The organism is Bradyrhizobium sp. 215_C5_N1_1, from assembly GCF_052075935.1.
Classification (GTDB): Bacteria; Pseudomonadota; Alphaproteobacteria; order Rhizobiales; family Xanthobacteraceae; genus Bradyrhizobium; species Bradyrhizobium barranii.
The window spans coordinates 90546-109095 of record NZ_CP197228.1 but is presented as its reverse complement, the minus strand read 5'-3'; the positions used below and the strand labels follow the sequence as shown (position 1 = coordinate 109095).

The following is an 18550-nucleotide window of genomic DNA, read 5'->3' as shown; positions in this document are numbered from 1 at the left end:
GGCACGAGAGTGACGAGAATGCCAATGCGTTTCGCCGCGATTGCCGACGTCCACGGAAACCATCTCGCGCTGGAGGCGGTGCTCGCCGACATCCACGCCCAGGGCATCGCCGACATCGTCAATCTCGGCGACATGCTGAGCGGCCCGCTCGATGCGCGACGGACCATCGAGATCCTGATGCAGCTCGACGCCGTGCACGTGCTCGGCAATCACGACCGCTACCTCCTCGACCGCCCGCCGGAAAAGATGGGCTCGTGGGACCGTCCCGCCTACGAAGCGCTCAACACCGCCCACCTCGACTGGCTGCGCGCGCAGCCGATGACGCGGGTGTTTGGCGAGCAGGTCTTCCTCTGTCACGCGACACCTGATGACGATGAAGTCTATTGGCTCGATACCGTGCACCCCGACGGCACCGTCGCACTCTCGCCGCTCGACCGCATCGAGCAGTTCGCGCAAGGCGTCACGCAGTCGCTGATCCTCTGCGCCCACACCCATCTTGCCCGCGCGGTGCGGTTGCGCGACGGCCGGCTGATCGTCAATCCCGGCAGCGTCGGTAGCCCCGGCTATCGCGACGTGCATCCATTCCCGCATGTCGTCGAAGCCGGTACGCCGCACGCGCGCTATGCGATCCTCGAGCTTGTCGGGAGTGCATGGCAGGTGACGTTCCGGCACGTCGCATATGACCACGAGGCGATGGCCGCGCTCGCGCGCCGCAATGGCCAGCCGGAGCTGGCCAATGCATTGGCGACGGGGTGGATCGGATAGGGGCACTTCGTCCCGGTTGCCTCGACTCCTGAATAAGCGCGCTTATGATGAGCGTACTTATCAAAGAGGGCAGCGTGCGATGAACGACGACAATGTCTGGCGGGGCGAATACGCGGTCGAGACATCGGCAGCCCCGGAGACGATCTGGAGCATCTTCCGCGATGTGCCCGGTTGGAAAACCTGGAACGCAGGTATCGAGCAGATCGACATTGGCGGGCCATTTGCGGCCGGGACGTGGTTCACGATGAAGCCTCCCGGCGAGGAGGCGCTGCGCTCGCAGCTGATCGAGATCCGCGAGAACGCGTGCTTCATCGACGAAACGCGGGTCGGCGATCTCGTCATCAAGGTCGCCCATCGCATCGAATCCCTTGGGGCAGGACGCACGCGCATCGTTTACGCCGTTGACGCGCGAGGGCCGCAAGCGTCCGAGATCGGTCCGGCTGTCGCGTCGGACTTTCCCGATGTTCTCGCCAGTCTCGCCAAACTCGCCGAAACGAGATCGGCGTGATTGCCGTCGAGCAAAAATAAAACGGCCGGCGTGTTGCCGGCCGTTGAAGAATTCTCAGTTATGCGCGAAGCGGATCAGACCGCCGACGTGATCCACTGCTGAAGCTTCGCCTTCGGCGCGGCGCCGACCTGGCGGGAGGCCATCTCGCCGCCCTTGAAGATCATCAGCGTCGGGATCGACATCACGCCATACTTGGACGCGGTCTTCGGGCTCTCGTCGACGTTGAGCTTGACGATCTTGACCTTGTCGCCCATCGCGCCGGCGATCTCGTCGAGGGCGGGTGCGATCATGCGGCAGGGGCCGCACCATTCGGCCCAGAAATCGACGACCACAGGGCCGTTCGCCTTGAGCACTTCGGCTTCGAAATCGGTATCGGAAACCTTGCCAACGGCCATTGGAGCACCTCGTACGGTTGAAAGAGAATCGGCGCGACGTGGAATCGCGCCCCGGATCATGGCGTCAACCTATGAACGGCTCCTTGCCGGGTCAAGGACGCTCACGCCGACATGAAGGGATGCCAGCGCCGCGTCCAGCGCGGGGGCTGAAATCTCCATATATTCAAGGGCCTCGGTCCAGAGCAGGACGGCCCGGATCGGCTTTTGGGGATAAAGCCGCGCCAGCACCGCCCGGTACAGCGCGAGCTGCCGGACATAGGCGGCGGGCGCCTCAGCGGCGCTTTTGGGCGCCGCCTGGTTGGTCTTGAAATCGACGATCAGAACCTCGTCCGGACCAACGACCAGCCGGTCGATCTGCCCCGACACCAGCGCTGGCGGCCGCCCGGGCCGGTCCAATCGGCCGACGATCGAGACCTCGGCACGGCTGCCGGCGGCAAACACCGGGGCAAAGCGTGGTTCGGCGATCAGGGCGAGAACCTTGTCGGCCAGCGCGGTCCGGTCGGCCTCCGTCCAGTCGGGCGCGTTGCGCGCCATGAAGCCAAGCGCGGCGTCGCGCCGGCGCTCGAGGGCGATGTCGGGGAGGGATTGCAGCAGCCGGTGCACCAGCGTGCCGCGCTGCAGCGCAATCGCGCGCGACTGCACCGATTCGCCTGATCGCACGCTACGGCCTTCCTCGGCCGACTGGCCGGAGGGGCGCACTGGATCGTCATCGACGCTCTCGTGCGGTAACGGCGTCCGCAGCCAGTCCGGCAATGCGATCGATTGATCCACCGACATCGCAGGCGTGCCGAGCGCCCCGACATCCTCCGGCCGGGCGAATCGGGTCACCTTGCCGAGCGGCGTCTCGATCGTCTGCTTGTCCAGGCCCGAGCCGGTGAGCCCGGTGTCGATGAGGTCATACCAGCTCAGCTTGCGGACCGTCTTCATGTTACCGGGCATGCAGCCGCCGACGATCAGCCGATCGGCCGCGCGCGTCATCGCGACATAGAGCAGGCGGCGATACTCGTCCTCGGTCTCCTCGATCATGGCCTTGCGTGCGTCGGCGACGGGCTTGGGATCATCGGCCTTGCGCCCGGCCCAGACCACGACCTCGCCGCCATTGCCGCGCGGCACGTGGATCAGCCGGACCCGCTGCGAATCCGCGGGCGATGATGTCGTGTCGACCATGAACACGACCGAGGCTTCGAGGCCCTTGGCGCCGTGCACCGTCATCACCCGCACCTCGTCGCGCGAGATCTCCATGTCGCGCTTCACCTCGGTGTCGGCCGAGCGCAGCCAGGCCATGAAACCCTGCAGGGAGGCCGGTGCCTTGCGCTCGTAATTCAGCGCCAGCTCCAGGAACTCGTCGAGCGCGTCGTTGGCCTCATGGCCGAGCCGGCGCAGGATGCGCGCACGTCCGCCGTCGCCGCCGAGCAGCCAGGCGTAGAAGGCGAACGGAGTCTCGTCGCGCGACAGCGCCTCGCAGGCTTCAAGCCGCCGCAGTGCCGTGGCGAACGTCTCGCTTGTGGCGGCATGTTCTGCAAGCGCGCGGCGCAGCGAGCCCTTGCGGCCCCAGGCGAGCTGAAACAGGTCGTCGTCATCGAGCCCGAACAGAGGGCTCTTCAGCGCAACCGCGAGCGCGAGATCGTCCTGCGGCAGCAGCAGCGCGTCCGCAAGATTCATCAGGTCGATGATCGCGATGTGCTCGGTCAGCTTAAGCCGGTCGGCGCCGGCGACCGGAACATTGGCGTGCTTCAGCGCCTGGATCACGGCGTCGAACGCATTGCCGCGCCGGCGCACCAGGATCAGCATGTCGCCATAGCGCAGGGGGCGGCGCTCGCCTTCATGCCCGGTCAGGGTGCCGCTCTCGACCAGTTGCTTGATCTCGGTCTGGATGCGGCGGGCGAGCTTCACCTCGGGGCTGGTGGCGGCGACGCCATCGAACGGCGCGCGCCAGCCCTCGATCTCCTGCCTGTCGTCGGGCTCGGCGAGATCCCACAGCTCGATCACGCTCGGGCCCGCATCGGCGAGCGCATTGTGCAGGGGATGGCCGATCTCGACCGAATGGATGCTCTTGTAGATCTGGGGCTCGCGGAAGACGTGGTCGACCGAGTGCAGGATCGCCGCGCCCGAGCGGAACGAATAGGTGAAGGCGACCGGATCGAATTTCAGCCCGGCGGCGGTGAACTTGCGGTGCAGCTCGCGCCGGCGTGCGTCGAACTCTCGGGGCTGGGCGCCCTGAAAGGAGAAGATCGACTGCTTCTCGTCGCCGACGGCGAAGACCGTGCGGCTCAATCCTTCACGCGCGCCTTCGCCGGCGGTGAACTCCGAAATGATATGCGCGACGATGTCCCACTGCCGCGGGCTGGTGTCCTGGGCCTCGTCGATCAACACATGATCGACGCCGCGATCGAGCTTGTAATGCACCCAGCCCGAAGAGACGCGGTTCAGCATCGCCAGCGTCTTGTCGATCAGATCGTCGTAGTCGAGCAGCCCGCGCTCCTGCTTCTCGCGGCGGTAGTTTGCGGCGGCCGCGGTCGCGATGTGCAGCAGGGCCGCCGTGCGGTCGCGCATGGTCACCGCACGGCGCTTCTCGATCAATCCGCTGAGGCGCTGCACCTCGTTCTCGAACAGGCGGGCGACGGATGGGTTGTGATCGCCAAACTTCTTGGTCAGCACCGCCTTGCGCGGCAGCTTTTCGTCCGTGAGGAAGACGCCGAGATAGGCATCGACCTGTGCAGCGCCGGAAAACACCTTGGCCTCGCGGAAACGAGCGGCCTGGCTCTTGTCGGAAGAGGTGCCGTCTTCCAGCGCGAAGGCGATGTCGTCCCAGCGCGACCGCGGCAGGAACGGGCCGTCGAGAATCTCCGTTTCGACGTCCTCGATGCGATCGCTCGCATCAACGCCCAGCACCGCCGCCATCTGCTCAGCAGCTGCCCCGGCGTTGCCGGCCTCGTCGGTCCAGGCCATGAAATGATCGCGGCTGAGACAGGCCTCGCGCACGACCTCCTTGAAAGTGACGTCGGCCGCACTCGCCATCGCGGTGAGCAGCGCGCGGCCGGTGACCGTCTCCGGATCGCGCGCGGCCTCGAGCTGCACCTTCAGATTGGCGCGCTCCATCATGTCGGTCTGGTCGCGCTCGTCGATCACGGCAAAGCGCGCCGGCACGTTGGCCTCGAACGGAAACTGCTGAAGCAGCCGGGTACAGAGCGCGTGGATGGTCTGCACCTTCAGCCCACCCGGCGTCTCCAGCGCGCAGGCGAACAGCTTTCGCGCTTCGCGGCGTATTTTTCGATCGGGATGTGGGATGCCGACCGCTTTAATCGCCGCGTCGAGTGCGTTGTCGTCCAGCGTGACCCAATGGCCAAGCGTCGTGAACACGCGCTCGGCCATGTTGGCGGCGGCGGCCTTGGTGAAGGTGATGCAGAGGATCTTTTCCGGCGGCACGCCCGACAGCAGCAGTCGGATCACGCGCTGCACCAGCACATGGGTCTTGCCCGAGCCGGCATTGGCCGACACGAAGGCCGACGCAGTCGGATCGGACGCGCGCGCCTGCCGCGCACGCACTTCGTCGGGAATGGGACGCGGCAGCTTCACCATTCCTCGATCCCCAAGCCGCCGGCCGCGGACCATTCCTTGATCCGGGCGAGGTCGTCATAGGTGCCGTAGCGGTTGGTCCACATCGGCAGGTTCAGCGAGGTGTACGCCTGATTCTCGTCCTCGAAGGCGCGGATCAGCGCCTCGAGCTTGGCCCGTGCTTCGGCGGCGGCCGTGTCCGGCGGCTGCGGCTCGTCGCCTTGCCTATACTTGAGCTCGAGGATGCGCTCTTCACCGGGGGGATTGTTGCCGCTCAGGCGCACATAGACGAGCTGGCTGACGGACGAACCCGCGTCGATGTCAGGGAAACCGCCCTCGCGCAGGATCGCCGCTTCGAGAGTGAGCTGCGGCGACAGGCCCATGCGGACCTGCTTGCCGGTCGGCGGCTGCCCGGTCTTGTAGTCGAGGATGGCATAGCTGCCGCCCTGGCGCCGCTCGATGCGGTCGGCGCGGGCGGAGAGCTGGAAGCTGCGTTCGTGGTCGAGCCGGATCGAGATCTCGCCACGCGTCTCCGCAGTGATGACCTCGATCACGTCGCGGCGTGCCGTCTCCCATTCGCCAAACCAGCGCGCGATGCGCTGGAAGCGCGGCCACCACAGCGCGCGCGCTTCGGGGCGCTCCATCAGCGGCGCAAAATACTTTTCGCCGATCGCGCGCAGCACGCGCGCGGGATCGTCGGGCAGGCGCGTGGCGTAGCTTTCCGTGAACTCGCCGAGCGCATCGTGAATCGCCGAGCCGCGGTCGGCGGCCGACAGCGGCATGTCGACGGGATCGAGCGCATCGAGCCGCAAAATGTGCTTTGCGTAGATCGTGTAGGGATCGCGCAGCCAGTCCTCGATCGCGGTGACCGACATCTTCAGCGGCCGCGTCGCGCGCGGTGGCCGCGGCTCGGGCTGCTTGACCGGCTTGACCTCGTCGGGCTGGTCCAGCGCGCCGGCAAACTGCACGTATTTTTCGCCCGCGCGGATGGCCGTCTTCCAGAGCTCGGCGCCCGCGACCGCCTCTAACCGGTGCAGGAAGCGCGAGGCGACCGCCGGTGCGCCGCCGGCCTTGGCGGAATGGGTCAGGATCACCTCGTCGCCGCCGAGCAGTTGCGCGAAGTCGTGTGCGGAGAGGCCGATGCGGCGCTCCGGCAAATCGAGGCCAAGCTCGTGCCGCATCGGCCGGCTGAGCCAGGGATCGATGCGCGGCGCCGGCGGCCAGACGCCCTCGATCAGGCCGCCGACGATGATCCGGTCGGCCTGCATCAGGCGCGATTCCAGCGGGCCGTAGATCTGCAGCCGCGCGCCGGGTTTGTCCCGCCGCCGCACGGCGCGATCGCCGAATGCGGTCTGGAAAACGTCGGCGTAGTCAGGCAGCGTCACCATCAATCCGCTGGTGGTCCCGCCGCGCAGGAGGTCGTCGAAGGCGGCTGCGAGCGCCAGGCCCTCGCGCTCCTCGAAGGCGAGCGGGATGCCCTGCTCGTCGCGTGACAGCTCGATCATGATCTCGCGGTGCCGGTGCGCGAGCTCGGCGAAGTCGTACGGCTTCGATGACGCGAGATTCTCGATCGGCGCCAACGCTTGTCGCAGGGCATCGATCAGCGCCTGGATGCGATCGAGGTCCTCCGCCTTCAGACGCGCACGCGGCTCCGCACGGTGCAGCGCGGAGACCTCGCTGCGCCACAGCTTTGCCAGCTCCTCGCGGAAACGATTGAATTCGCGCAGCAGGCCCGCGGTGCCCGCAGGCGGCCGCGTGCCGCGCAGGACTGCAAGCTCGAGGCCCTCGATTGCCGCCTTCCATGCGCCAGGCAGCCGGCCAAGCCGGCACAGCGGATGCTTCAGCATCGCCAGCAGCGTCGGCGGCTCCAATCCCTTGGTCGCCGCTTCCGATGCCAGGCGCGCAAAAACGCCGGCGGACGTTTCCATCGGCACGTCGCCGCCGGAATCGTCGAAGGCGAGATCCCATCGCGTGAGCGCGGCCATCACCCGCCGCGCCAGCGCGCGGTCCGGCGTCACCAGCGCCGCTGATTTGTCGAGATGGCGCGCCTCGCGCATCGCAATGGCGATCGCGAGGGCCTCCATTTCGGGATTGGGCGCCTCGACCACCGCGAGGTTTGACATGCCGCCGGCGATCTTCGCTGCGACATCCGGTTGCTTCAGCCGGTCGTGCCAGACTTCCGTCTTGGCAGATGGCCGCATCGATTCGGAGGCGAGCAGATCGCGGCCGCCGTCCGCTGCCGGTTGAAGCAGCTCGACATCGCAGCGCTTGATGCCGAAGCGATCCAGCAGCGCGTGCATGGCATATTGCGGATGGTTCGACGCCGGATGCTCCGCGAACTTGCCGAGCGAATCGCGCACGCCGCCGATGCTGCGCCAGGCGTCGTCGTCGAGGTCGGTGTCGAGGCCGGGCAGCACCACGGCACCATGCGGCAGCGATGCGACCGCATGCAGGAATTTTGCGGTGGCCGGCATCGAGCCGGTCGAGCCCGCCGCGATCACGGGGCCATGGGGATGCGCGGTCAATCGCCTGGCTTCCGCCGCGATCAGGAGGTCGCGCCGCGCCGCGGGCTCGATCCGGTTGATCTCGGCGAGATGGCCGGGCCACGCGATGCGCGCGATCCGCAAAAATTCGAGCGAGTGCTGCCAGTAGCGGTCGAGCATGTCGGGCACGAGGCCGTCGAGCGCGCTCCAGTCGACGCCGCGCGTCACCATGTCGTCGATCAGGCGTGCGAGGTCGCCGGCCAGCGCGAGTGTCGAGGCGGGGCCGCCGACCACCAGCGGGGACAGCACCGGGCCCTTGGCCCAGGCGGCGACGAGCTGCGCCAGCGTCAGCCGCCGTTCGAGCTCGCCAAGCCGTGGCGGAATGTCGAGCGGCGCTCCGCCGGAGAACTGCTCGCCCTCGTCGGCGAAAGCGAGCTCGTCCTCGTCGATGTCGCCGAGCGCGACGATGCGCGGCAGGACCACCGCATCGGCGGCCATCTCGTCGAGAAAGATCTCGCGCACGACGCGCATGGCGCGCCTTGTCGGCAGGTACAGCGTGGCATCCGCAAGCCGCGCCGGTTCCTTGCGCGCCTCGAATCCGTCGACCAGCCGGCCGTCGAGCAGGCTCGAGACGACCGTGCGCAGGAACGGAACTGAGATGGGAACGCTGAAAACGCGCATGGGCTGCCTGATTCGGGAATCAGGCGCCAATATAGGGAGGCGGATTCAAATGGATATGGGTGGAGGGGAGATAGTCCCCGCTGTTCGCTTTACACCGCTCTCGTCCCCCGGACGCAACGCGGCATGAAATGACGCGTTGCTGAGCCGGAGCCTATGCTGCTTGGTCGAATTTGTGAGCTTGCCGGGTCCCGGCTCTGCGGAGCGGCACTTCGCGCCGCACCGCGTCCGGGACACGAGAGCGGCTTACGCCACGCTCTCCAGAAATGCCTCTTCCGCCGCATGCACGGCATCGGGCGTGCCGACATGCATCCAGACGCCGTCGAGGCGGAGGCCGAACAGCCGCTCCTGCTCGTTGGCGCGGTCGAACATCTTGGTCAGCGAGAACTCGCCCTGCGGTGCGTTGGCGAAGATCGAGGGCGACAGGATCGCAGCGCCGGCATAGACGAACGGAACGACCTCTTTTTCCTTGCGCTTGCGCAGGGCGCCGTCGGGCAGCATGCCGTAATCGCCACGGCCGCTATAGCCGATGCTGGTCGCGGTCGGCGCCATCAAGAGCAGGATGTCCATGCGCTCAGGGTCGAAGTTTTCCGCAAGCCGCGCCAGGTTCGAGCGCACGCCGTCGATCCACAGCGTGTCGGAATTGACATGGAAGAACGGCGCGTCACCGAGCAGCGGCAGCGCCTTGACCACACCACCGCCGGTGCCGAGCACCTGGTCGCGCTCGTCCGAGATGGTCACGCGCGGATGCTGGCGGGATGCGGTGTGGTTGATGATCTGGTCCGGCAGATAGTGCACATTGACGATCGCCTCGGTCACGCCGGCGTCGCCGAGCTTGTCGAGCACATGATCCAGCAGCGGCTGGCCCGCCACCGGCACGAGCGGCTTCGGCATCTTCTCCGTCAACGGACGCATGCGCAGCCCGAACCCCGCAGCGAGCACCATGGCTTTGGTCGGTTTGACGGACATCGTTCGCTTTCTCAGACTCGTCTTTCCCGGAATCCTGGACTTGAGAACTTTTGAAGTTCGCGTACGCAGCAATCCTAACACGGACCGCAATTGGCCGCACCGCGTCTTAACCGCCTTAACCACCTGCCGTGACGGTTGTACGACGGGTGTGGCCGTCACGCCCCAACGGATGTGGAACGCGCCTTCTTCTTCTTGTCGCCGAGCTTGAGAAAATTGACGCCGATCTGGTCGCCGTTGACCCACGCCAGCTCACAGCGACGGTACGCAAGTCCGGTGGACGACAGCAGGAGAAAAAATTCCTTCAGATGCAGGCCCTCGACCGAGCCGTCGATGGTCAGCTTGGCGCCGCTCTCGGAGACGTCCTCCATGGTGCACTCGCGCCGCCAGGTGCCGTCGATCCCCATCATCTGGGCCGGTATCCCGCGCTCGAAAACAACCCGGCTGTTGCCACGATGGTCCGTCTTGACCGCCATCTGCCCTTGCTCCAGCCCCGTCCTTGTCCGGCTGCCTGCGGGCGATCATACCGATGCGATGGCTAACAGGCGGTAAATCGGGCTGCGAATCAGGCTTGGGGCTGATTTTGGGGCTGCTCTTGAGGCTGCTCTTCGGACGGCTCTTGGGACGCCCCCCGGGGCGGCGGGACGTTGGCGAGATACCAGTCGCGCAGGTGAGCCAGCGCGGGATGTGCCAGCGAGCGCTGGAGGTAGGTCCAGATCCGCGGCTGGTGGCGCAGATAATGCGGCTTACCGTCGCGGCGGTTGAGGCGGGCGAAGGTGCCGAGCAGGCGCGTGTTCCGCTGCGCCGACATGATGGCGTAGAGCTCGGCGAAGCCGGCCGGATCGAAGCTCGCATCGGCCGTGCGCCGCGCCTTGATGTAGCGCGACAGCAGTGTCAGCTCGAGGGTCTCAGGGACGTCGATACGCGCGTCCTGCAGCAGCGACACTACGTCATAGGAGCGCGGCCCGAGCACGGTGTCCTGGAAGTCGATCACGCCGACGCGCGCCATGCCAGTACGATCGGCGAGCCAGATCAGATTGGGCGAGTGGTAGTCGCGGATGATCCAGGTTTTTGGCGCGGCCAGCGGCGTCTTCAGCAGCTCGCGCCACATCGCGAAGAATTCCGCGCGCTTCTCGTCGCTCAGCGGCGCGTTGCGATCGGGCAGATACCATTCCGGCATCAACCCGATCTCGATCAGCAGCGCCTCGGTGTCGAAGGCAGGAATGGTGTAGGTCTGATCCGCCAGCCGCAGCGTCTCCGGCAATGTCTTGCTGTGCAGCACGGCCAGCACGTCGGTCGCAGCTTCGTAACGTTCGGCGATCGGGCGCGGCGGATCGCCTTCGATCACGCCGTCGCTGCCGAAATCCTCGGAGATCAGGAAGCCGTGGTCGAGATCGTAATGGTGGATCGCGGGCGCTGAGACTCCCGCCACGCGCAGGCCTTCGTCGACGGCAACGAACGGCTTGATGTTCTCGGCAAGATGCACCGCCGCGCTGTAGGATTTTCCGTTGTACATCGCAGCGCCGTCAGGCCGCTGCGGAAAGTTCATGAGGATGACGATCTCGTCGTTACGCAGCAGCCGCGCATAGGAGCGGGTCGAGGCATCGCCGGCCATGTGCTTGCGCGTTGCATCCATGTAGCCGGATGCCTCGAGGAATTCCCGCAGCGCCTTCAGCCGCGCGACTTGCGCGGCGGCCTTGCCGTAACCTGTGATGTCGGCGGCGCGTGCATTCGAGCCCAGCGCCGGCCGGTGCGTCAGTGCGATGTCGATGCGGTCTTCCGGCATCGCCGACGGCGCGCGTTCCGGCCATTCGATCAGGACGAGCGTGGCATCGGGAAGCGGCGACAGGCCGATCTCCTCGAGCTCGCTCTCGTCTTCGACGCGGTAGAGATCGGCATGCACCACCGGAAACGGCGGCAGCTCGTAACCCTGCACCAGCGTGAAGGTCGGGCTCGGGACTTCCAGCGTCTCGTCGCCGGCGAGATAGCGGATCATGGCGCGCGCAGCCGCAGTCTTGCCGGCACCGAGATCGCCGGTGAGGGTGATGACATCGCCGGGGCCGACCAGCAGCGCGAGGTCGGCCATCAATTGCGCAGTGGCCGTCTCGTTGACAAGCGCGACGGAGAATGTGGTCGGTTCAGTCATTCGGCGGCGTCGCGATGCGCCGCCTGGTCGGTCGGGAAGTCACAGATCACGACCGTGCCCCTGCCCACGATCGAATCCACCCGCACCTTGCCGCCATGCAGCTCGACGAAGGAGCGCACCAGCGACAGGCCGAGTCCGGCGCCGCGGTGACGCGACCCCTGCGAGCGGCTTTCGAACCAGTTGAACACCTTGTCCTTCATGTCGGCAGGTATTCCAGGCCCGGAATCTGTCACAGTGAAGACCACGCTGCGTTCGGTGCGGCGTGCGCTGATGCCGACGGTGGAATCCTGTGGAGAAAACCCGACGGCGTTGGCGAGGAGGTTATAGAGCACCTGCACCACGCGCTTCTCGTCGCCGACGAAGCTGCCGATATCGGGCGCGATCTCGACCTTGAGGCGGATGCGGTCGGTGGCGAGGCGGTCCTGGATACCCTCGGCGGCGAGCTCGATGGCCTTGCTGACGTCGACCGGGCCGAGTTCCAGCTTCATGGCGCCGGCGTCGATCGTGGCGAGATCCAGGATGTTGTTGGTCAGCGCCAGCAGGGCGTTGGTCGATTTGGTGACGTAGTCGAGATATTCGGCCTGTTTCGGCGTCAGCGGCCCGGTCGAGGGATCGCTGAGGAAATGCGCGAAGCCGATGATGGTGGTGAGCGGCGAGCGCAGCTCGTAGGAGACGTGGTGGACGAAATCCACCTTCATCTGGTCGGCAGCCTCAAGCGCCTCGTTGCGCTCGCGCAGCGCACGCTCGACATTCTCGGTGTCGGTGATGTCCTGGAACGTCAGCATGGTCGCGCCGTCATGCAGCGGACGGATCATGCCGTCGAGCACGCTGCCGTCCTTGCGCTCCAGCTTCAGCGGCACGTCGGCGCGGCTCTCGATCGAGGTGACGGCCTCGCGGATCTGCCGCCAGACTTGCGGGTCGTCGAACAGCTGATGGCACCAGCCTTCGACCGTCTGGATGTGCGGCTCGTCGCGCATGGCGTCGCTCGACAGCTTCCACATCCGGACGAAGGCCGGGTTGAACAGCTGCGCCCTGCCGTTGCTGCCGAACACCGCGACGCCCTCGGCGAGGCTGTCCAGCGTCTCGCGCTGGACGCGGATCATGCCGTCGAAGCGGCGGGCGAGCTCGAGGCTTTCGGTGACGTCGTCGAACAGATAGGTGACGCCGCCTTCCGGATTCGGCGTGGTGACGACGGAGAGCGCGCGGCCGTCGGGCAGGTACCAGGTGTCCTTGGCGGCCTCGACCGCGCGATAGGCCTCGTGCAGCTTGGCCTTCCAGGCGCGGAAGTCCGGCTGCTCCGGCAGCTTGCGCGCTGCGCGGAGTTGGTCGAGCACGCTGGAATCGTCGGGATTGGCGTCGAGGAAGATGCGGTCGAGGTCCCACAGCCGGCGGTAGGAATCGTTGTAGAAGGCGAGCCGTCGCTGGCCGTCGAACACGGCAACGCCTGAGGAGAGCTGGTCGAGCGTGCGCCGATGCGCCTCCGCCATCCGCACCAGCGCCGAGCTCAGCGCATCCGCCTCGCTGGCATCGATGGCGACGCCGACATTGCCGCTGCCGACATTGACCGCGCGGACGTCGTAGATGCGCCGCTCGCCGCCGATCACGATCGGCAGTCGCGAGGTGAAGCTGGCCGCGTCCTTCAGGCCCCGCTCCATCGCGGTCCGGTCGGCACTGTCGAGCAGCTCGAGCTTGCGCTGCTGGGCGTCGGTGACGCTGCTTGCCTCGGTCGCGCGCACATAGGCCGGATTGGCGTAGGACAGCGCGCCGTTCTCGGCCTTGGCCCAGATCGGCCAGGGTGCGGCGGCGGCAAAGCCGCGCAGCATCTCGGTCTCGTCGGCGAGGGCCTTGTAACGCAGATTGGTCTCGGCCAGATCGCGCCGGAGCCCGGAGAGTTCGCGAATCCTGACGATGGCCTGGCCGCCGATGGCGCGGCCGATGGCCTCCAGCGTGTGGCCGTGCGCGGTGGTCAGCGTCAGCTGGAACCCGTCGCCACGGTCACGCAGCGCATCGACCGCGTGATCCATTTGAAGCGCGGGTTCCGGCGGCAGCCATGTTCCGAACGCGAGGACGCGCTGGGGCGAGGAATCGCGCGGCAGCACCATGGAGATGTCGCCGGAAATCTGCGCGCGGTTGTCGCCGGCCGGCCAGGAGATCAGGATCTGCGGCTCGGCGAACAGCAACGCGCCGAAGCGGTCGGACTGGAGTTGCAGTTCCCCGATGCGTGCGCGCAGCCGCGCCTCGTTGTTCGCCGTGCGCACGCGCGTGCGCATCAACAGGATCGCGGCCACGACCGAGAAGCCGAGCAGCGCGAGCGCGGTGGCCAGCACCGCGAGTTCCTGCCGGTTGAAGTCCAGCATTATGGAAAGTGTGTCGACGAGGTCGGCAGCCTCAGCCGGCGCAGCCGGCAGCAGCGCCGCGAGAGCGCCTCCCAACAAGCCGTTGCGCGCCAACGATGTGCACGACAGCAGCGTCCGACGCATCGACACGATCACGCCTGACATAGTTGCCCCAGATCGCACGAATTTGCGCGCGGCGACCCCCGTCGCGCGCGAATCAAACGACAATACCCCCACCGTGACTCCAGCGGTAAGAGTCCAGATCGTGAACGCAAAGGCGGTCCCACAAAAATGCCGGGCGCGCTGTTCCAATCCACCTAGTTCTTCGGGATGATTCGGCTGGAGTTGCCGTGTGTTAGCGGCCGGTCGAGCCGAAGCCGCCGGCGCCGCGATCGGTCGCGGACAATGTCGCCACGGGAACCAGCGCGGCCTGCACCACCGGCGCGATCACCATCTGCGCGATACGCTCGCCGCGCTTGACCACGAAGGGCGCCGCGCCGTGGTTGATCAGGATCACCTTGATCTCGCCGCGATAGTCCGCATCGATCGTGCCGGGCGAGTTCAGCACGGTGACGCCGTGCTTGGCGGCAAGGCCCGAGCGTGGCCGCACCTGCGCCTCGTGGCCGGGCGGCAGCGCGATCGCGAGGCCCGTCGGCACCAGCGCATATTGGCCGGCGGCGAGCGTCATCGGCTCGCTGTCGGGAACTGCGGCCATCAGGTCGAGGCCGGCGGCTTCGGAGGTCTGGTAGGCCGGCAGAGGAAGGCCTTCGGCGTGGGCCAGTTGCTGCAGTTCGACCGTGACTTTCGTGCTCAAGATGCCGGCTCCCGGGATTTGTCGGTCACGCTCTTGACGACATGCGCGACCAGCTCGATAGCGACCTGTTCCTTGGTCATCACCGGCCAGGAATCAACTGCGATCTCGCCGTCCTCCTCACCATTCTTGCGACTGATCAGATGCACGGTGTTGCGGTCGCCGCCCATCACGCCGGTTGCCGGCGAGACGTCATTGGCGACAATCCAGTCGCAGCCCTTTCGGGCCAGCTTGGACTTGGCGTTGTCGATGAGGTGCTCGGTCTCGGCGGCAAAGCCGATCACCAGCGGCGGGCGCCGGTCGGTCAGCTTCGAGATCGTGGCGAGGATGTCGGGATTCTCGACCAGCTGAAGCGGCCGCATGCCGGCCGAGGTCTTCTTCAGCTTCTGCTCGCCCTCACTGGCGACCCGCCAGTCGGCGACCGCGGCCGCGAAGATCGCGATGTCGGCCGGAAGCGCCGCCTGCACCTGCTCCAGCATCTGCCGGGCCGATTCCACGCGCTTCACCGTCACGCCCGGGGGATCGCCGAGATCGACCGGGCCGCTGACCAAAATCACCTCGGCGCCGGCAGCCTGCGCGGCGGCGGCGATGGCAAAGCCCTGCTTGCCGGAGGAGCGGTTGGCGATATAGCGCACCGGGTCGATCGGCTCGTGGGTGGGACCTGCGGTGATCAGCACGCGCTTGCCGGCGAGCGGGCGCGGCACCGGCGGCCGCAGCAGGCGCTCGGCGGCGGTGGCGATCTCGATCGCCTCGGACATACGGCCGATTCCGGCTTCGCCGGCCTCGGCCATTTCGCCGGAATTCGGGCCGATCAGCACTACGCCATCACGCTGAAGCTGCGTGACGTTGCGGCGGGTCGCCGCATTGTTCCACATCAGTGGGTTCATCGCCGGCGCCAGCAGGACCTTGCGGTTGGTCGCAAGCAGGATGGCGCTGGCGAGATCGTCGGCATGGCCATTGGCCATCTTCGCCAGGAGGTCGGCGGTCGCGGGCGCGACGACGATCAGGTCGCAGTCGCGCGCCAGGCGAATGTGCCCGGCGTCGAACTCGCTCTGGGGGTCGAACAGGTCAGTGTAGACACGCTCATGCGACAGCGCGCTGACGGCCAGCGGCGTGACGAATTGCTGCGCCGCCTTGGTCAATACGCAGCGGACCTCGATCCGGCGTTCCTTGAGCCGGCGGATCAGGTCGAGCGACTTATAGGCCGCGATGCCGCCGCCGATGATCAGGGTGACGCTGGCCTCGGGAAGGGCGCCGGTCCGTTGCGGCGTGGGGGCGGTGGACTGGGCCGGCGGCAACGCAAACGGCGTCAGCGGCTCCTCGCGGCCCTCGATCAGCTCCCCGAGGATGACCCGGACCTCTTCCTCGACCGACCTGCGGTTCCTGGCCGAGCGCAGGCGCAAATAGGTTTTGACGCCCTCGTCGAGCTTGCGGATGGTCAGGCTTGCCATGACGCCCCTCCAGCACGGAATGATAGCGATGCTATCGTTTCCGTGATTGCAGTGCAATCACAGATTCCGGACGGCGATCAGGATTCCGATGAAGGTGGCGGCAATGATCCAGAGCGCCACGGTGCGCCAGCGGTTCTTGCGGCCTTCGCTGCGCCCCATCGCGGCGATGCTCTCCGGCGACAGCCGGATGCCTTCCCGCGTCATGGTCTCGAGCTGCTCGAGCACCGCGACCGAGCGCTGCGCGATGTCGGGCAGGCGCATCAGCACGCGGGCGAGGTCGCTGCCGCCGGAGAGCGCGCCCTGCACCCGGCCGAGCGGGCCCAGATTGCGCTCGATCCATTCGCGCACCACGGGGTCGGCGACCTTCCAGATGTCGAGCTTGGGATCGAAGGCGCGCGCGACGCCCTCGACCACCACCATGGTCTTCTGCAGCAGGATCAGCTCGGGCCGCGTCGTCATGTCGAACAGACCGGTGACCTCGAGCAGCAGCGTCAGCAGCCGCGCCATCGAGATCTCTTCCGCCGTGCGGTTGTGAATGGGTTCACCGATGGCGCGGATCGCTTGCGCAAAGTTCTCGACCGAGTGGTGCGCCGGCACATAGCCCGCCTCGAAATGCACCTCGGCGACGCGGCGATAGTCGCGGGTGATGAAGCCGAGCAGGATCTCGGCGAGGAAGCGCCGCTCCTTCATCCCGAGCCGGCCCATGATGCCGAAATCGACCGCGACCAGACGGCCGGCGTCATCCAGGAACAGGTTGCCGGGATGCATGTCGGCGTGGAAGAAGCCGTCGCGCAGCGCGTGGCGCAGAAAACTCTGGATCACCTTGCGGCCGAGATCGGGCAGGTCGACCTGCGCCTCTGCCAGGCGCTTGTGATCGTTCAGCGCGATGCCGTCGATCCACTCCATCGTCAGCACGTTGTGCGTGGTGCGATCCCAGTCGACGGTCGGCACGCGAAAATCAGGATCGTCGCCCGTGTTCTCCGCCATCTCCGACATTGCAGCCGCTTCCAGCCGCAGGTCCATCTCCATCGCGACCGAGCGCGACATGGTGTTGATGACTTCGATCAGGCGCAAACGCCGCGCCTCGCTCGAATAGGTCTCGGCCTTGTGCGCGACGTAGAAGAAATCGGAGAGATCGCGGCGGAATCGCGAGGCCACGTTGGGCCGCAGCACTTTTACGGCGACCGGCTTGCGGATGCCGTCGCGCAAGACTTCGCCGCGATGCACCTGCGCGATCGAGGCTGCCGCGACCGGCGGGCCGAGGCTCGCGAACACGTCCTTGAGCGGACGCTCCAGCGAGCTCGCGATCGCGGCTTCCGCTTCGGCTTGCGAAAACGGCGGCAAGCGATCCTGGAGGCTTTCCAGATCACGCGCCATGACGACGCCGACGACGTCGGGACGCGTGGCCAGAAACTGCCCGAGCTTGAGATAGGCTGGGCCCATCCGGGTCAGCGCGCGCGTCAGCCGTGGTCCGTGCTTTGGACCGCGCCGTTCGACGAGGCGCGCGAGCTTCAGCGCGAGTTGCCCTGGCGGCGGCACCAGGGTCGGATCGACGGAACCGAACACGCCCTCGCGCGCAAACACGAACGCGGCGCGGATCAGGCGCGAAATGTGGGTAATGGAAGAAATCACAAACGCCAGCCCGAATGCAGTGCGACGATGCCGCCGGACAATGTCTGCCAGCTGACGCGGGCGAAGCCGGCGTCGCGGATCATGTCGGCGAAGGCGTTGGGTTTCGGAAACTTGCGGATCGATTCGACGAGATACTGGTAGGACTCGGCGTCGCCCGTGACCATGCGGCCGAGCGGCGGGATCACCTTGAACGAGAACAGGTCATAGATCCGGTCGAGCCCAGGCATCTCGACGGTGGAGAATTCCAGGCACAGGAAGCGGCTGCCGGGCTTCAGCACGCGATAGGCCTCGCGCAGCGCCAGGTCGATCCGCGGCACATTGCGAATGCCGAAAGCGATCGTATATGCGTCAAAGCTGCGGTCGGCGAAGGCGAGCGCTTCGGCATTGCCCTCGACGAAATCGACCTGGGTCTCGAGATGCCGCTTCGCGGCACGCTCGCGGCCCACGGCCAGCATCTCGGCGTTGATGTCGCACACCGTGGCATGGAAGCCGGGACCTGCCGCCTTGGCAGCGCGGAACGAGATGTCGCCGGTGCCGCCGGCAACGTCGAGCAGCGCGAACGGCCGGTCACCCCGCGGCGGGTTGAGCGCGGTGATCATGATGTCCTTCCAGACCCGGTGCAGGCCACCGGACATCAGGTCGTTCATCAAGTCATAGCGCGACGCCACGCTGTGAAACACATCGTTCACCAGCGTCTGCTTGTCCCCCAGGGGAACGTCCCTGAAGCCAAAATGCGTGGTTTCGCCCGGCCGATCCATTACTCTACTCCACTGGGCGGACCATAGCGCGGCCGCCGCAATGGCGCTATCACACCGCCCTCATAA

General features: G+C 66.7%; 13 protein-coding genes. 2 read left to right on the top strand and 11 right to left on the bottom strand.

What is annotated here, in order from left to right; genetic code table 11:
* The first annotated feature begins 24 nt into the window (after positions 1–24).
* Both AB7G19_RS00450 and AB7G19_RS00445 read left to right on the top strand, forming a co-directional pair.
* Complete coding sequence (locus AB7G19_RS00450) at positions 25–765, top strand: metallophosphoesterase family protein (RefSeq protein WP_085405026.1); 741 nt, start codon at positions 25–27, stop codon at positions 763–765.
* A gap of 79 nt (positions 766–844) precedes the next feature.
* Entirely contained in the window at positions 845–1273 is a 429-nt protein-coding gene (locus AB7G19_RS00445; protein WP_085405027.1) for an SRPBCC family protein, read from the top strand.
* 74 nt (positions 1274–1347) lie between these two features.
* Here AB7G19_RS00445 and trxA read toward each other — a convergent pair whose 3' ends face one another.
* From trxA to ubiE, 11 genes are all read right to left on the bottom strand, one after another.
* Positions 1348–1668: a thioredoxin gene (gene trxA, locus AB7G19_RS00440; RefSeq protein WP_007598398.1), complete on the bottom strand. Its 321-nt coding sequence runs from the start codon at positions 1666–1668 to the stop codon at positions 1348–1350.
* A 69-nt stretch (positions 1669–1737) separates the two neighbouring features.
* Entirely contained in the window at positions 1738–5247 is a 3510-nt protein-coding gene (gene addA / locus AB7G19_RS00435) for a double-strand break repair helicase AddA (RefSeq protein ID WP_441267663.1), read from the bottom strand.
* Positions 5241–8387, bottom strand: a complete 3147-nt coding sequence (gene addB, locus AB7G19_RS00430) for a double-strand break repair protein AddB (protein WP_441267662.1) — start codon at positions 8385–8387, stop codon at positions 5241–5243. The genes addA and addB overlap by 7 nt, the downstream gene beginning before the upstream one ends.
* 243 nt (positions 8388–8630) lie before the next feature.
* Complete coding sequence (locus tag AB7G19_RS00425) at positions 8631–9353, bottom strand: nucleotidyltransferase family protein (protein ID WP_071908906.1); 723 nt, start codon at positions 9351–9353, stop codon at positions 8631–8633.
* Positions 9354–9508: 155 nt separating this feature from the next.
* Positions 9509–9826, bottom strand: coding sequence for a PilZ domain-containing protein (locus AB7G19_RS00420; RefSeq protein ID WP_014490931.1), 318 nt, complete (start codon positions 9824–9826; stop codon positions 9509–9511).
* A gap of 89 nt (positions 9827–9915) precedes the next feature.
* Complete coding sequence (gene tsaE, locus AB7G19_RS00415) at positions 9916–11496, bottom strand: tRNA (adenosine(37)-N6)-threonylcarbamoyltransferase complex ATPase subunit type 1 TsaE (RefSeq protein WP_354077233.1); 1581 nt, start codon at positions 11494–11496, stop codon at positions 9916–9918.
* On the bottom strand, positions 11493–13997 hold the full coding sequence (locus tag AB7G19_RS00410) for a sensor histidine kinase (protein WP_063980160.1): 2505 nt from the start codon (positions 13995–13997) through the stop codon (positions 11493–11495). Before AB7G19_RS00410 ends, tsaE begins: the two co-directional genes overlap by 4 nt.
* A gap of 190 nt (positions 13998–14187) precedes the next feature.
* Positions 14188–14646 (bottom strand): dUTP diphosphatase, encoded by a 459-nt coding sequence (gene dut / locus AB7G19_RS00405; protein WP_085405031.1) that lies wholly within the window; start codon positions 14644–14646, stop codon positions 14188–14190.
* A complete protein-coding gene (gene coaBC, locus AB7G19_RS00400; RefSeq protein WP_085405032.1) occupies positions 14643–16094 on the bottom strand; it encodes a bifunctional phosphopantothenoylcysteine decarboxylase/phosphopantothenate--cysteine ligase CoaBC in 1452 nt (483 codons plus the stop codon). The genes dut and coaBC overlap by 4 nt, the downstream gene beginning before the upstream one ends.
* 57 nt (positions 16095–16151) lie before the next feature.
* Positions 16152–17726: a 2-polyprenylphenol 6-hydroxylase gene (gene ubiB, locus AB7G19_RS00395; RefSeq protein WP_085405033.1), complete on the bottom strand. Its 1575-nt coding sequence runs from the start codon at positions 17724–17726 to the stop codon at positions 16152–16154.
* On the bottom strand, positions 17723–18484 hold the full coding sequence (gene ubiE, locus AB7G19_RS00390) for a bifunctional demethylmenaquinone methyltransferase/2-methoxy-6-polyprenyl-1,4-benzoquinol methylase UbiE (protein ID WP_085405034.1): 762 nt from the start codon (positions 18482–18484) through the stop codon (positions 17723–17725). The genes ubiB and ubiE overlap by 4 nt, the downstream gene beginning before the upstream one ends.
* Positions 18485–18550: the final 66 nt, after the last annotated feature.

Bases quoted from the DNA above. Each gene is read 5' to 3' on its own strand.
- AB7G19_RS00420 (WP_014490931.1), bottom strand. From the start codon at position 9,826: ATGGCGGTCAAGACGGACCATCGTGGCAACAGCCGGGTTGTTTTCGAG.
- ubiE (WP_085405034.1), bottom strand. From the start codon at position 18,484: ATGGATCGGCCGGGCGAAACCACGCATTTTGGCTTCAGGGACGTTCCC.
- AB7G19_RS00450 (WP_085405026.1), top strand. From the start codon at position 25: ATGCGTTTCGCCGCGATTGCCGACGTCCACGGAAACCATCTCGCGCTG.
- AB7G19_RS00425 (WP_071908906.1), bottom strand. From the start codon at position 9,353: ATGTCCGTCAAACCGACCAAAGCCATGGTGCTCGCTGCGGGGTTCGGG.
- trxA (WP_007598398.1), bottom strand. From the start codon at position 1,668: ATGGCCGTTGGCAAGGTTTCCGATACCGATTTCGAAGCCGAAGTGCTC.
- addA (WP_441267663.1), bottom strand. From the start codon at position 5,247: ATGGTGAAGCTGCCGCGTCCCATTCCCGACGAAGTGCGTGCGCGGCAG.
- AB7G19_RS00410 (WP_063980160.1), bottom strand. From the start codon at position 13,997: ATGTCAGGCGTGATCGTGTCGATGCGTCGGACGCTGCTGTCGTGCACA.
- coaBC (WP_085405032.1), bottom strand. From the start codon at position 16,094: ATGGCAAGCCTGACCATCCGCAAGCTCGACGAGGGCGTCAAAACCTAT.
- tsaE (WP_354077233.1), bottom strand. From the start codon at position 11,496: ATGACTGAACCGACCACATTCTCCGTCGCGCTTGTCAACGAGACGGCC.
- AB7G19_RS00445 (WP_085405027.1), top strand. From the start codon at position 845: ATGAACGACGACAATGTCTGGCGGGGCGAATACGCGGTCGAGACATCG.
- addB (WP_441267662.1), bottom strand. From the start codon at position 8,387: ATGCGCGTTTTCAGCGTTCCCATCTCAGTTCCGTTCCTGCGCACGGTC.